Source organism: Olivibacter sp. SDN3 (assembly GCF_014334135.1).
GTDB lineage: Bacteria > Bacteroidota > Bacteroidia > Sphingobacteriales > Sphingobacteriaceae > Olivibacter.
In genome coordinates, this window is sequence record NZ_CP060497.1 from 4,344,142 (window position 1) to 4,358,706 (window position 14,565).

The 14,565-nt window shown below is 40.2% G+C and carries 12 protein-coding genes; 8 read left to right on the plus strand and 4 right to left on the minus strand.

Features of this window, described 5'->3' with window-relative positions; translation table 11 throughout:
* The 4 genes from H8S90_RS18115 to H8S90_RS18130 all read right to left on the minus strand — a co-directional run bounded on the left by H8S90_RS18115 (position 1) and on the right by H8S90_RS18130 (position 3,666).
* Positions 1–552 (minus strand): cob(I)yrinic acid a,c-diamide adenosyltransferase, encoded by a 552-nt coding sequence (locus tag H8S90_RS18115; RefSeq protein ID WP_187339256.1) that lies wholly within the window; start codon positions 550–552, stop codon positions 1–3.
* Positions 553–843: 291 nt separating this feature from the next.
* Entirely contained in the window at positions 844–1,599 is a 756-nt protein-coding gene (locus H8S90_RS18120; protein ID WP_187339257.1) for an ABC transporter ATP-binding protein, read from the minus strand.
* Between the two features lie 57 nt (positions 1,600–1,656).
* Positions 1,657–2,385, minus strand: coding sequence for a lysophospholipid acyltransferase family protein (locus tag H8S90_RS18125; RefSeq protein ID WP_187339258.1), 729 nt, complete (start codon positions 2,383–2,385; stop codon positions 1,657–1,659).
* 21 nt (positions 2,386–2,406) lie between these two features.
* Positions 2,407–3,666: a DEAD/DEAH box helicase gene (locus H8S90_RS18130; protein ID WP_187339259.1), complete on the minus strand. Its 1,260-nt coding sequence runs from the start codon at positions 3,664–3,666 to the stop codon at positions 2,407–2,409.
* A 319-nt stretch (positions 3,667–3,985) separates the two neighbouring features.
* Between H8S90_RS18130 and H8S90_RS18135 the strand changes: the two genes are divergently transcribed.
* From H8S90_RS18135 to ccoS, 8 genes are all read left to right on the plus strand, one after another.
* Positions 3,986–5,599, plus strand: a complete 1,614-nt coding sequence (locus H8S90_RS18135; RefSeq protein ID WP_222852127.1) for a CTP synthase — start codon at positions 3,986–3,988, stop codon at positions 5,597–5,599.
* 69 nt (positions 5,600–5,668) lie between these two features.
* The gene (yidC, locus tag H8S90_RS18140; protein WP_187339260.1) at positions 5,669–7,507 is read left to right on the plus strand and encodes a membrane protein insertase YidC; all 1,839 of its coding nucleotides are present in this window, start codon (positions 5,669–5,671) and stop codon (positions 7,505–7,507) included.
* Between the two features lie 97 nt (positions 7,508–7,604).
* Entirely contained in the window at positions 7,605–8,798 is a 1,194-nt protein-coding gene (locus H8S90_RS18145; protein ID WP_187343096.1) for a PAS domain-containing sensor histidine kinase, read from the plus strand.
* Positions 8,799–8,827: 29 nt separating this feature from the next.
* Positions 8,828–9,871: a response regulator gene (locus tag H8S90_RS18150; RefSeq protein WP_187339261.1), complete on the plus strand. Its 1,044-nt coding sequence runs from the start codon at positions 8,828–8,830 to the stop codon at positions 9,869–9,871.
* 165 nt (positions 9,872–10,036) lie between these two features.
* Positions 10,037–10,462: a lactate dehydrogenase gene (locus tag H8S90_RS18155; RefSeq protein ID WP_187339262.1), complete on the plus strand. Its 426-nt coding sequence runs from the start codon at positions 10,037–10,039 to the stop codon at positions 10,460–10,462.
* 31 nt (positions 10,463–10,493) lie between these two features.
* Complete coding sequence (gene hemN / locus H8S90_RS18160) at positions 10,494–11,858, plus strand: oxygen-independent coproporphyrinogen III oxidase (protein WP_187339263.1); 1,365 nt, start codon at positions 10,494–10,496, stop codon at positions 11,856–11,858.
* Positions 11,859–11,869: 11 nt separating this feature from the next.
* The gene (locus H8S90_RS18165; RefSeq protein WP_187339264.1) at positions 11,870–14,278 is read left to right on the plus strand and encodes a heavy metal translocating P-type ATPase metal-binding domain-containing protein; all 2,409 of its coding nucleotides are present in this window, start codon (positions 11,870–11,872) and stop codon (positions 14,276–14,278) included.
* Positions 14,279–14,295: 17 nt separating this feature from the next.
* Positions 14,296–14,490 carry a cbb3-type cytochrome oxidase assembly protein CcoS gene (ccoS, locus tag H8S90_RS18170; protein ID WP_187339265.1) on the plus strand — a complete coding sequence of 65 codons (195 nt, stop codon included), beginning with the start codon at positions 14,296–14,298 and terminating at the stop codon, positions 14,488–14,490.
* Positions 14,491–14,565 lie beyond the last annotated feature (75 nt).

Genomic DNA, 14,565 nt, shown 5'->3' on the forward strand with positions numbered 1-14,565 from the left:
TTATTGCTCCCGAGGATACCATGCTACTTCTTCACAATTCGTGTCTTGGGCCACTTTTCTTGCCAGTACGAACAAATAGTCGCTCAAACGATTGAGATAAACTATGATAAGTTCCTGAACATTACTGTTTTCTGCCACACGCACAACTAGCCGTTCCGCTCTCCTGCAGATACAACGGGCAATATGAATATGTGAAACGACGATGTTACCTCCAGGCAGGATGAAGTTTTTCAACGGTTTTAACTGCTTATCCATGAAATCAACCGCCTTTTCTAAATATTCAATATCGCTGTCCAGGATAGTGTATAATTTCATCTTAGATTTCTCAGGATCTGCAGCTAATAAGGCACTAATGGCAAATAGCAGTTGTTGAATGGCTATCAGCTCTTCTTTTGACCGTAAATCAATGTCGTAACTGCGTATAAGGCCTATATAAGAGTTTAGCTCATCCAGTGTTCCATAAGCCCCTACCCGCTCGTGGTATTTGGAAACTCTAGTTCCCCCGATTAATGATGTCTGCCCTTTGTCTCCTGTTTTGGTATATATTTTCATCTATTTATTTTCTTTTATTCATTTTTTGCTTGTTTTTATAAGCATTCATGCTGCCTTCGGCGGTTAATGGCTGATGAGAGCTCGATGTAAATAACCGAAGCGACAGCGAAGCTCATTGACACCTGAAAATGTAAATACTTGTCAATAATCATTTCCCTGCGTGTCAATATTATTTACATCTCGGTTTCATTAGAATAAACTGTTCTTTATTTTAATGGCAATGAGGTTTATATGCGTTATTTTTCTGTAAAGGGCAACCTATGTATGCAGGTTTCATCGGTTCATCACTGCTTAAATCCCTTCGAAATCAGTACCTTTTTCTTTTAGCGCTGCTAACCTTGGTGAGACGTTCTTGATCTCCGGGTTGGGATAATCATCTTCAATTAATCCATCACGCATCCGTACAATGCGGTGGGCATGCTGCGCAATATCTTCTTCATGGGTAACCAATACAATAGTGTTTCCTTTGGAGTGTATTTCTTCCAATAACCCCATGATTTCAACGGAAGTTTTGGTATCTAGATTACCAGTAGGTTCGTCGGCCAAAATGATAGACGGATCGTTAATTAAAGCACGCGCAATGGCTACACGTTGACGCTGTCCACCCGATAACTCATTCGGCTTATGATCTACTCTATTACCAAGATTAACGCTCTCCAAAGCCTTCTGTGCTTTCTCTACGCGCGCCGTTTTATTCAATCCCGCATAAATAAGAGGTAATGCCACGTTATCCAAAGAGGTAGATCTCGGTAAAAGATTAAAGGTTTGGAAAACAAAACCGATCTCTTCATTCCGTACCTCCGCCAGCTCATCATCTGTCATATCACTTACCCGAATACCATTTAGTATATAATCCCCTCGGGTTGGCGTGTCCAAACAGCCCAAGATATTCATCAGGGTTGATTTCCCAGACCCTGAAGGTCCCATTAATGCCACAAATTCGCCTTTGTTGATTTGTAGGGTAACTGACTTTAAAGCATGAATGGTTTCTGCACCAATGACATATTTCCTGCCGATTTCTTTAATATCTATAAGTGGTGATGACATAGCATGATACTTGATATAACTTATGACGGAAAGTTAAGTTAAATGTTACACGATTAACTAATTTAAATAGGTGGTAAACGACCTAAAAACCATATCTTTTAGTAAATCGGCGTCTTCTGGTTTAAAATTGTGCGTTTCGATGGGTTCTAATACTTCAATGCGGCAAAAACCAGGTTTGCTCCCCTTCCGCCCTTCATCCCATAACAACTTCCAAACATCACGCATAACAAGGGGTAAAATAGGCACTTGATTTTCAATTGCCAATTTAAACGGTCCATTTTTAAAAGACTGCAATATAGGAGGATAGGTATCGTCGATTCTACCTTCAGGAAAGATGACCACACTTTTGTTAGCTGCAAGACGTGATTGCGCCTGTTTAAAAGCGCGATATGATGAAATATTGCTCAGTCGGTTTACAGGTATGTCGATGGTATTGAAAAAGATACGCGTAACTGGGTTATTTAACAACTCCACTTTTCCCATGAAAGAGAAATCCAATTTACATATTATAGCTACAAAAGAAATATCTAATAACGAAGTGTGGTTGGGGCAGATAACATAGGTTCTTGACCAATCAATCGGTGCGGAAAAAGATACTTTGTAGAAAAAGCCACTGCAAAACGTGCTTAACCAGGCTACCGTTTTGCGTATATTTACTATTAACGAGAAATGTCTATCTGGATTTTTGGAGGCAAAATAAAGAAAGGGGTAAAACAGGCAAAAAAAGAAAACCACCCAAAAAACATAAATACCTAGATGGACTTTCCTCAACAGTCTGATGAACATAGTTCTTATAAAAAGTAATCGCTAAGAGGCTTTAGATTCTCCACTGTTCTCTTTCTTTCCTTTTTTATTAAAAAATTTGTGCTTGCCCTTACCGCCGTTTCCTTTTCTTTTCTTGTTCCCTCTTTTTTGAATAGGTACAATCTTCGGTCCCTCTCCTAGGAATTCGGGCAAAAGACCTTCCTCTACCTTTCGCTCCATCAATTTCTCTATCGAAAGCAATTTTCTATAATCCCGATTGTTAACAAAGGTAATAGCCGTACCAGTACGTTCTGCCCGGGCCGTACGACCTATTCGGTGAATATAATCTTCGGGATCTGAAGGCACGTCATAATTGATGACCAAATCGATACCCTCAATATCAATACCCCGCGATAGCACGTCTGTTCCAACGAGCACGTTTAATTGCCTGTTCTTGAATTCAAGCAAAATTTTCTCCCGCTCTTCCTGTGCCAGATCTGAATGGAAAGCTTTAACCTTAAGGTTACTTTTATGAAGTTCTTTATCCAGCTGTTTGACATTTTCTTTTGTCGAGGAGAAGATAATAACACTTTTATAATCTTCCGCCGACAGCACGAACTTGGCTAAAGCTGTTTTTTGTTCGTCAAACACCCGATACTGTAATTGCTTGATTTTCTCTGCAGGTTGCGAAATAGCTATATTTACCTGTTGGGGAGAGTTGAGCATTGTTTTTGAAAACGTACGTATCTTGGGGGGCATGGTAGCAGAAAACAATAGGGTTTGCCTCTGCGTTGGGAGCTGTCGGGCAATACGCGAAATATCATCTTTAAAGCCCATGTCCAACATCCTATCGGCCTCGTCTAATACCAAAAACCGTATATTGTTCAACAGGGAGGATCCCGAAGTGATATGGGCAATAAGCCTCCCAGGTGTTGCGATAACAATGTCTACGCCTTCCCGGAGGGCCTTACGTTGTTGTTCATACCCAATCCCGTCTCCGCCACCATACACGGCGATAGAGCTTATACCGGTAAAATAGGCTAAACCTTCTATCTGTTGGTCTATCTGTACCGCTAGCTCTCTTGTTGGCGCTAAGATCAAAGCGCTTATAGCAGGTCTATCTGTATCCTTACAGATGGCATCCATTATCGGCAAAAGATAGGACGCAGTCTTCCCGGTACCTGTCTGTGCGCATGCTATAAGATCATGTTTATTTGATATAATGGGAATAGTTTCTGACTGGATAGGTGTAGGGGTTTTGAAACCCATGCTACTCAGGCCTTCATGAAGCCTTTCGTCAAAATTAAAATCGTTAAAATTCAAGATACTACTTACTGTTTTTGATTGTATACAAACTTAGCTAAAGTTACGTTAATATACAACCCCTCTCGTGATAACACTTTGGCCATCATGCACGATTTGGGATCCATATGTGGATCAAAGTGCTTGAATTGGCTTATTCCATGTAACCGGCAACTGAAAAATTACGCTTTTCAAAATCAAATACTTATAGTTATTCTGAAGAAATAATCTTTTCTTGCTAGAAAAGACCAAAAAAAACGCTACTTTTGTATCCCGTACAAGAACATGCTGATAATGCAATAAAGCAGCAACACAGCACAAAATTTTCCATTTTATTATCATGACCAAATACATCTTTGTTACGGGCGGTGTTACTTCATCTTTAGGTAAAGGTATCATTTCGGCTTCATTAGCAAAACTACTTCAAGCGAGAGGGTACAGAGTTACCATTCAAAAATTTGATCCTTACATTAATATCGATCCGGGTACCTTGAACCCCTACGAACACGGAGAGTGTTTTGTAACCGAAGACGGCGCCGAAACAGATCTTGATCTTGGCCATTATGAACGTTTTTTGAACACTTCTACCTCACAAGCCAATAATGTAACTACCGGACGAATTTATCAGCATGTTATCGCGCGTGAACGTGCAGGTGACTACCTGGGTAAAACGGTACAGGTTGTTCCGCATATAACCGATGAAATAAAAAGGCGTATGCGGCTTTTGGGTGAAACAGGTGAGTATGATATTGTGATTACCGAGCTCGGCGGGACAGTGGGTGATATCGAGTCCTTACCTTTCATTGAAGCGGTTCGGCAGTTACGTTGGGAGTTAGGTAACAACGATTCACTGGTGATTCACCTAACGCTCGTTCCTTATCTGGCTGCCGCGGGCGAATTAAAGACAAAACCAACACAGCACTCGGTTAAAATGCTGTTGGAATATGGTATTCAACCTGACGTCTTAGTTTGCAGAACGGAGCATAGAATCGGTCATGATATTCGGAAAAAAATAGCGCTATTCTGTAACGTTAACATAAATGCGGTCATCGAATCGGCCGATGCATCATCCATTTACGATGTACCCTTGTTGATGTTAAAAGAGCAATTGGACAAAACGGTACTTGCTAAATTGAAATTATCCAATAAAAATGAACCTGATCTGGAAAACTGGAAAGCTTTTTTAGGACGCATTAAAAATCCAACTTCCGAGGTAAAAATCGGGTTGGTTGGTAAATATATTGAACTTCCTGATGCGTATAAGTCTATTAACGAAGCTTTTATACATGCAGGCGCCAAAAATGAGTGTAAGGTTACCGTTAAAAGTATTGCGGCCGAAAGTATCGATAAGGAAAATGTAGTGGAAAAGCTAAAAGGTTTACATGGCGTTTTAGTTGCCCCCGGATTTGGAGAACGCGGCCTGGATGGTAAGATAACAGCTATTCAATATGTAAGAGAAAATAATATACCCTTCTTTGGCATATGTTTGGGCATGCAGATTGCCGTAATCGAATTTGCACGCAATGTGCTGCGCTTAAAAGGTGCCAATAGTTTTGAAATGGATGCTAAAACTAAGCACCCTGTTATCAACCTTATGGAAGAACAGAAGAATATTAAAAACATGGGGGGAACAATGCGGCTCGGGGCCTATCCCTGCGAACTTAAAAAAGGCACAAAGGCAGCACATATTTATGGCAAAGCAAGGATTAGTGAACGCCACAGACACCGTTACGAATTCAATAATAAGTATTTAAAACAGTTCGAAGAAGCTGGAATGGTCGCTTCTGGTATAAATCCAGATAATAATTTGGTGGAAATAATTGAATTAAAAAACCACCCGTTTTTTGTTGCCGGACAATTTCATCCAGAATTAAAATCAACAGTAGCTAATCCTCACCCACTTTTTGTTAACTTTGTTGCCGCTTCTTTAGCTAAAGCGGAGAAGAGGAAATAATATTAACGGACTTACACGCCGTGAAATTTAAATTAAATATAAATTTTAGACTGAATCGTAATATAAAAAATGGATAGAAATACCTTTACTGGCCTGTTTTTGATCATGGTAATCTTAGCAGGATCGGTATTTTTGATGAAACCCTCAGAAGAGGAAATAAAAAAAGAACAGCAACTACAGGATTCCATCGCTCAAAGTAAATCGTCGCCAGCAGAGGAAAACCAAAGTACTATCGAAGACAGTCTGTTTGCGGCACAGCAAGGACTGGAGGCCAGTACTGTTGATTCTGCAGCGATAAGCGGGCCTTTTGGAGCAGCTAAAGTAGGGAATGAAGAAATTATTGTACTGGAGAATGACGTTATCAAAGCGAATATCAGTACAAAAGGTGCAAGGGTTAAATCTGTTGAAATTAAAGGTGAAAAAGATTATTTAGGCAACCCACTGCAATTATTCAGCGGGGATAAAAATAGATTTGGCCTGCAATTTACTACGGCAGGTATCAATATCAATACCAACGACCTGTATTTTTTACCAGAAAATAATAGTAATATCACGGTAGCTGAGACCGACTCGGCTTCGGTTACTTTCCGTCTGAACTATGCCGAAAACAGGTATATTGATTATATCTATAGTATCAAGGGGGATAGCTACCAACTGGGTTTCACCGTTGTGACTAAAGGCATGCATGAAGTGGTAGCGCCTGATCAAAATCAGTTGATTTTAAATTGGCAGGCGGAGCTGCCCCAGAAAGAAAAAGACCTCAAAGATGAACGCAATCGCTCAACAGCTTACTTCAAAGAATTTGACGGAGACGTTGACGAGCTTAGTACCACCAGTGACGATGACAAAGAGTTGGGAAAAACAGATTGGGTTTCTTTTAAACAGCACTATTTTTCAAATGTCATTTTGGCACAGGATGGATTTAGTGGCGGTTCTGTAAGGGTGATAACGGTAGATGGTGGCGATATTGTTAAATCATTCATTGCTAACCTCAAGTTAGACTTTAACCGCCAGGACATTAACAGTTATCCCATGTCTTTTTACTTTGGTCCTAATAAATTCAGCATCCTGAAGGATCACGGCCATGACCTGGAAAAACAGATCAATATGGGTTGGGGCCCAATGAAATGGATTAACCGCTTTATAACTTTGCCCGTATTTAATCTGCTGGAAGGATTTAATTGGAACTACGGTCTGATCATTTTGGTGCTAACGGTATTGTTGAAACTAGTGCTTTCACCTCTTACCTACAAATCTTACGTTTCGATGGCTAAGATGCGTGTGCTTAAGCCTGAAATGGATGAAATAAAGGCTAAAGTTGGTGAAGATAATCAAACCTTGTTGCAGCAGGAATATCTTAAACTATATAAGCAGGCGGGTGTTAACCCAATGGGTGGCTGTATTCCGATGCTTCTGCAGATGCCTTTCATGATTGCCTTCTTTTTCTTCTTTCCAAACCTTTTTGAATTGCGGGGAGAAAGTTTTTTATGGATGAAAGATCTGTCAACTTACGATTCAATCGCTAGCTTCCCGAATATCCCAATTCTGAATATCAACCACATTAGCTTGATGTGTATATTGATGACCGGCGCAACTTTAGTGTCTACCTGGTATAACAATCTGGTGTCTGGTGCTACCGGACAAATGAAATATATTGGTTACTTTATGCCACTTATTTTCTTTTTCGTACTTAACAGTTACCCTGCCGGTTTAAATTACTACTATTTCCTTTCTACTTGTCTTACCTTCGTCATACAGGTATTCATCAGACAATCGATCAACGATGAAAAGATACACGGTATGATTCAGGCAAATAAAAAGAAACCTGAAGCAAGTAAAAAATCATCTTTTCAGCGTAGGATGGAAGAATATATGCGCCAGCAGCAATCTGCAAAAAGTAAGAAATAAATAACGGGAAAACAAAAAAGAGGCGCGCATGTTGTGCGCCTCTTTTTTTTGCGTGAAAAACCATTTATATTGGACCTAAATATATGATAACTTTATGATGGAATCAGCCAAACTACTCGAAGCCATTATTCATCATGCTATTGATGGTATCATTACTATCGATAATCGTGGCGTCGTAGAATCTATCAACCCGGCGGCGCTTACCTTATTTGGTTATACCGCGGAAGAAGTTATTGGGAACAATATATCGATGTTGATGCCAGAACCCGACCACAGTAGGCATGATTCTTATATCAGCAATTATTTGCATACCGGGAAAAAACATATTATTGGTATTGGAAGAGAGGTGCGGGGTAAGAAAAAAGATGGCAGCACCTTCCCTTTTCGTTTAGCGGTGAGTGAAGTGAGTTATAAAGATCGAAAAATTTTCACCGGTTTTATACATGATCTTTCTAAACAGAAAGAAGCCGAAGAACAATTGTTGGAATATACACAGGAACTTGAAAATAAGGTTCGCGAACGAACGAAAGACCTTGTCAAAGTGATCAGCGAACTGGAAGAAGCAAAAGAAGACGTGAGCCTTTCATTGGAAAAGGAGAAAGATCTTAATCAATTAAAGTCGAGGTTTGTATCAATGGCATCCCATGAATTCCGGACGCCGCTGAGTTCGGTTCAGCTTTCTGCCTCACTAATAGAGCGCTATCTGGATAAACATGATTTTGAAAACATCACTAAACATACCAATAAAATAAAGGGATCAGTACAGTTACTGACGAATATTCTGAATGATTTTCTCTCACTGGAAAGGCTTGAAGCGGGAAAAGTGATGGCGGTTGCCGAACAAACCAATATTGTTCAGCTGGCGGAAGATATCACGGAAGAAATGCAATTGTTGGCTAAACAGAACCAGCATATTGTTTACCAACACACGGGTTCAACGGGAATGTTCAAGCTCGATCCGAATTTGCTGAAAAACAGCATCATCAATTTAATTTCTAATGCCGTCAAATATTCGGGCGAGAACACTTTTATTGAGTTCAATAGCGAAATTACTGAAAATAAATGCATTATAACAGTTAGGGATAATGGGATAGGTATACCGAAAGAAGAACAGAAAAGCTTATTTGAACCCTTTTTCCGTGCAAATAATACGGGAAATATTCCAGGAACTGGCCTGGGACTCAATATCGTGAAACGATACGTACAACTCATGAATGGTGAGGTAAACGTTATAAGTAATCAAAATGAAGGTACTATATTTACCTTGATTTTTACGCATTTGAAAGGTTAGTAATTTATAGGTAAAACAAGCAATTTCGTATGAAGAAAGTATTGATCATAGAAGATAACGACGATATCAGAGAAAGTACAGCGGAAATATTGGCAATGGCTGGATACGATGTACGAAGTGCAGCAGAAGGCAAGTCTGGAGTGGATATCGCTCTGCAACATCGTCCTGATATTATTTTATGCGACATTATGATGCCTAACCTTGATGGTTACGGGGTGTTGTTTCTGCTGGGTAAACATGCCGAGACATCGAATATACCTTTTATCTTTCTTACCGCTAAGGCCGAGAGAGCTGATATGCGTAAAGCCATGGAAATGGGGGCCGACGATTACCTCACCAAACCCTTTGACGATATGGAGCTGCTCAATGCCATTGAAATACGTCTGAAGAAGAAAGAAAAAAATGGAATACATACAGCAAACCAGCGGCTAAGCGCAGAAGAACAAAAGCTCCTGCTCAATGATCTTCAGTTGAAAGGACGTAATAAGCTATATAAAAAGAAACAAGGTATATACGAAGAAGGTGATACCCCCTTGTTTATCTATCAGGTAAAAAGCGGAAAAGTGAGAAGTTACCTGTTTTACCACGATGGGCGCGAACTTTCAACAAACATATATACGCCAGGGGATTATTTTGGTTACGAAGCACTGTTGGCACACGAAAAGTACTCTGATAATACACAAACTATTGAAGATAGTGAGCTTTGTTTAATTAACAAGGATAGCTTTTTTGAACTCCTATATCAAAACCCTGCCGTGGCGCAAAAATTTATAAGCCTATTATCGACCAATATCCGTGTTAAAGAAGAACAATTGCTCCGACTGGCCTATCATTCGGTACGAAAACGTGTAGCTGACGCATTGGTAGTAGTAGCTAAGAAGTTTACGGCAGAAGAAAAGCACGATACTTGCACTATTCGTATTTCCAGAGACGATTTAGCGGCTATGGCGGGTACCGCAAACGAAACTATCAGTCGCACATTAGCTGATTTCAAAGATGAGAAACTGCTTTCCAAAGACGGTAATGCCATCATTATACACTCCATCCAAAAATTGAGTAAAATCAAGCAATAAAAAACTAATTTTATTTATTAAGCCAGATTACCCTACGGCCTTTAAAAAGTGAGCACCGTCACTCTTTAAGGTGCCTGATTTCATAGGCTTTCTTGGTTTTGCCATTTAGCTTTGTTCCTAACTTATAATGGTTGAGACAACAGATTAATTGACAGACCCAACTACATGAAAGCAATTGCTTATAGTATAAATAAAAATGAGAAAGAATTCCTTGTCAAGTCAAATGCTAAAACACATGACTTAACACTGATATCCAATGATTTAAACTACTCAACCCTATCTTATTGTTCAGGTAAAACTGTCGTAATCATTTCGGAATGGGATAGGCTCGATGAGCGTTTGTTGTTTTTACTTAAACAGATCGGTATAAAACATATTATCACGAGATCTAAAACAACCGCGCACATAGACCTTAATGCTGCCGCTACACTGGGCATCAAAGTAGCTAATAACCATACTGATGATCAGTCGGCAGAAAATACGGCCAGGCAAACGATCAAGAACTTAAACTCGTGGGAGGCTGGTAAATGTGTGGGTAAGGCCTGTTGCTGCCAAAAAATATGTAATGGTACTTCTCACGGCACTGAATAAATTATTATTGAATTTTTGACAAAACGTGCACATGAATAATCCTTCGCACTTAGATTTATTATTAAAGTATAATGTGGCTGCTCCACGTTACACGAGCTACCCCACAGTACCTCATTGGGATAAGGATCAATGGAGTGAAGAAATCTGGTTAGACAAATTTGCGCAAGCAGCACAAAAAAGTAAAAGTGATGGCATTAGTTTGTACATACACCTCCCCTTTTGCGAAAGTTTATGTACGTACTGCGGTTGCAATACCCGGATTACCAGAAATCATGGAGTAGAACAGCCATATGTTGAGGCTGTATTAAAAGAATGGCAGTATTATAAATCTTATTTTGAATATAAACCACGTATTCACGACATCCATTTGGGTGGAGGAACGCCTACTTTTTTCAGTCCGGAAAACTTAGCTCGACTTCTATCAGCAATTTTGGAAGACACGGAAACCTTAGCTGGAGCTGAGTTTTCATTTGAGGCACATCCCGCCAATACAAGCAGCGATCATTTGGAAACACTTTATGATCTGGGATTTAGACGCTTGAGTTTGGGGATTCAAGATTTTGATCCCAAAGTGCAAAAGATCATCAATAGGCAGCAAAACCCCGCGGATGTCATCCGGGTAATACAACAGGCCCATAAATTAGGTTACACCTCAATAAACTTTGATCTTATTTACGGCCTGCCTTTACAAACATTACAGGGTATCAAAGAAACCATCAACCTAGCCTTAGCAATGCGGCCAGACCGCATTGCTTATTACAGCTACGCACACGTGCCCTGGTTAAAGCCTGGACAGCGTATGTTTACCGAAAGCGATTTACCCACCGAACAGGAGAAATTCGGTTTTTATATTACCGGTAAAGAAATGATAAAAAATGCCGGTTACCGGGATATCGGTATGGATCATTTCGCTTTGCCCGGCGATAAACTTTCGATTGCGGCATCTGCTGGAAAATTGAACCGTAACTTTATGGGATATACCGATATAAAAACATCCCTACTTGTGGGCTTAGGGGTTTCTGCTATTAGTGATACCGGAGATGCTTTTGCCCAGAACATAAAAAATGTTGAGGATTATAAACAATATATCGATGATGGTAAACTCCCCTTGCTGAAGGGCCATGTGCATAGTAATACAGATCTAATGGTAAAAGAACAAATACATTCCATGATGTGCGAGAGGAAACTCAATATTATGAATACTGTTTTGTCGTTACCTACCCTGAAGCGCATACAACCACTTGTAACAGACGGCCTGCTATCACTGGAAAACGATGACCTAGTGGTTACACCTATCGGTAAATCATTCTTACGGAATATCTGTATGGCATTTGATGAAAGGCTGGATATGTTGGGAGGTAACAGTGATAAACAAACATTTAGTAAAGCAATTTAACGTATCTTTTAATGGGAACCAAAACACTTACCTGTGCAGATCAGCAATGTTATCACTGTGGTGACAAAGTGAGTGATAACCTATACCAAATAAACCAGCATTTCTTTTGTTGTCTTGGCTGCCAAAGTGTTTATCTGTTACTCCGTAACAATAATCTAACCGGTTATTATACCTATAATAATCATCCAGGGAAAAAAACCGGTGAAGGAATAGCTGATCTTAATTATCTGGATGAAGAGATCATTGCCTCAAAACTACTTGATTTTAAAGACGATAAGCTGAGTATCATTAACCTTTACATCCCTAATATCCATTGTAGCTCTTGTGTATGGCTATTGGAAAATCTGTATAGGATAAACGAACATATTATCGTTTCCCGGGCAGACTTTATGAAACGACAAGTTCGGATAAGCTTCCTCCATACTTGCATTTCTTTGAAAGAGCTGGTAATGCTCTTAAAAGATATAGGATATCCTCCGGTTATCACCTTGCAAGATGTTATAAAAGACAACAAAGAAATCAATCAAAACGGATTGATTAAAAAGATAGCCGTAGCGGGATTCTGTTTCGGAAATGCCATGATGATCAGTTTTCCGGAATACTTTGGTATGGCTGAATTTGAACGAAAATACGCTTCACTTTTTGGTTGGATCAATCTGTGCTTTGCCTTCCCTGTCATGCTATACAGTGGCAGGGATTACTTTCGCTCTGGCTGGTTCAGCTTGCGACAAAAGCAATTGAACCTCGATGTGCCGCTCGCTTTAGGAATCGCAATCTTATTCATCCGGTCGGTTATAGAAATTGTCTCCGGCAGCGGGGCCGGGTTTTCAGATACGCTTTGTGGGTTGGTCTTTTTCCTGCTTATCGGTAAGTGGGTGCAACAAAAGACCTATCATCACCTCTCCTTCGAACGCGACTATCGGTCGTACTTTCCAGTAGCAGTTACACGTATAAGTGCAGAAAACCATGAAAAAGCTATCCCCCTTGCCCAACTGAAGGTGGGCGACCGGATCCTGATCCGTAACAACGAAATCGTACCGGCAGACGCCATATTGTTAAAAGGGGGCGCTTTCATCGATTTTAGCTTTGTTACCGGCGAGGCAGAACCAGTAGAAAAAGTATTGGGAGAAATCATATATGCTGGTGGAAAACAAACAAAAGGAGCTATTGAACTGGAGGTAGTGAAGCCCGTATCACAGAGTTATTTAACAAGCTTATGGAATAATACCGAGCAAGAAGAAGATCGGGTCCCTTTCAATACTTTCAGCAACACCGTTAGTAAATATTTCACCTTAGTGCTTTTAACAATCGCCTTCACGAGTGCAATTTATTGGCTATTACAACACAATAGCTATTTGGCATGGGGAGCTTTTACAGCAGTGCTAATTATCGCTTGCCCCTGTGCGTTGGCACTGAGCTCCCCATTTACCTTGTCGGCAGTCCTAAGTATATTCGATCGGCATTCCTTCTACCTTAAAAACACGGCATCTGTGGAAAAAATGGCCGGTGTAAACACTATGGTATTTGATAAAACAGGTACTATTACGTCGATTAATGCCACTGAACTCTCTTTTAACGGTTCATTGACTACTGCAGAAAAGCTATTGGCATTTGCGGTGTGTCGAAATTCCAATCATCCCATTAGTCGGGAGATTGTTCGGGTATTGGAAAAAGAACTGGTGCTGCCCGACCTTCCTCAGATAAGGATCTATAAAGAGATTCCCGGTAGTGGCATTCAGGCTGAAATTGATAAAAACACCTACGTCATCATAGGAAACGCTGCATTTCTGGGTTTAACACAAGCAATGGATAAAAAGGCCCAAACGTACATAAGCATCAATGGTGTAATGAAAGGGAGTTTCTACACCAAACGTCAGTGGCGCAGTGAACTGGGCGATGTGCTGCACAAAATGCAGGCACGTTATGAACTACACTTAATATCGGGAGATACGAATCGCGACCAAGAGGCTTTGGAGATCTTATTTCCAAAAAAAGAATATTTACATTTTAATCAATCACCCTCCGATAAAGTGAATTATATCAATGATCTACAAAAAACGACTAAAAAAGTCGCCATGTTGGGCGATGGCCTGAATGACGCCGGAGCCCTGAGAAAAGCTCACCTGGGCATAGCAGTTAGCGATAATATCAATAACTTTTCACCGGCCTGTGATGCCATACTCGAAGGGCAATCATTCAGGAAATTACCACAATTCATGCGCTTGGCAAAACAGGGCATGAACATTATATATACAAGTTTCTGCATTTCGCTAACGTATAACATCATAGGCTTATATTTCGCCGTCCAGGGAACGATGTCGCCCTTATTTGCAGCGATACTGATGCCCTTAAGTACGGTAAGCATTATAGGATTTACCAGTATCGCTGCACATGTATGCGCAGTAAAAAATAAGCTTTAATCTCCAACAGATTACAAATGAGTGCTATTTATTTTCTCATCGGTTGCAGTGTTATCATCGCCCTGATATTCCTGATCGCTTTTTTTTGGGCGAATAAAGACGGTCAACATGACGACACCTATACGCCGGCAATACGGATACTGTTTGACGATGAGTTGAAAGATGCTGATACGACAACAACAACCGAAACAACTAACAACCATAGCGGTTAAATCTATAGATTTTAATATGTGATCAACATCATTTTTTACCAAAAGATCGGTCATTTGGCAGCACAGCCCCGTCGC

What these genes read in the sequence shown, in the direction of transcription:
- H8S90_RS18115 (WP_187339256.1), bottom strand. Translation starts at nt 552, where the DNA reads ATGAAAATATATACCAAAACAGGAGACAAAGGGCAGACATCATTAATC.
- H8S90_RS18120 (WP_187339257.1), bottom strand. Translation starts at nt 1,599, where the DNA reads ATGTCATCACCACTTATAGATATTAAAGAAATCGGCAGGAAATATGTC.
- H8S90_RS18125 (WP_187339258.1), bottom strand. Translation starts at nt 2,385, where the DNA reads ATGTTCATCAGACTGTTGAGGAAAGTCCATCTAGGTATTTATGTTTTT.
- H8S90_RS18135 (WP_222852127.1), top strand. Translation starts at nt 3,986, where the DNA reads ATGACCAAATACATCTTTGTTACGGGCGGTGTTACTTCATCTTTAGGT.
- yidC (WP_187339260.1), top strand. Translation starts at nt 5,669, where the DNA reads ATGGATAGAAATACCTTTACTGGCCTGTTTTTGATCATGGTAATCTTA.
- H8S90_RS18145 (WP_187343096.1), top strand. Translation starts at nt 7,605, where the DNA reads ATGGAATCAGCCAAACTACTCGAAGCCATTATTCATCATGCTATTGAT.
- H8S90_RS18150 (WP_187339261.1), top strand. Translation starts at nt 8,828, where the DNA reads ATGAAGAAAGTATTGATCATAGAAGATAACGACGATATCAGAGAAAGT.
- H8S90_RS18155 (WP_187339262.1), top strand. Translation starts at nt 10,037, where the DNA reads ATGAAAGCAATTGCTTATAGTATAAATAAAAATGAGAAAGAATTCCTT.
- hemN (WP_187339263.1), top strand. Translation starts at nt 10,494, where the DNA reads ATGAATAATCCTTCGCACTTAGATTTATTATTAAAGTATAATGTGGCT.
- H8S90_RS18165 (WP_187339264.1), top strand. Translation starts at nt 11,870, where the DNA reads ATGGGAACCAAAACACTTACCTGTGCAGATCAGCAATGTTATCACTGT.
- ccoS (WP_187339265.1), top strand. Translation starts at nt 14,296, where the DNA reads ATGAGTGCTATTTATTTTCTCATCGGTTGCAGTGTTATCATCGCCCTG.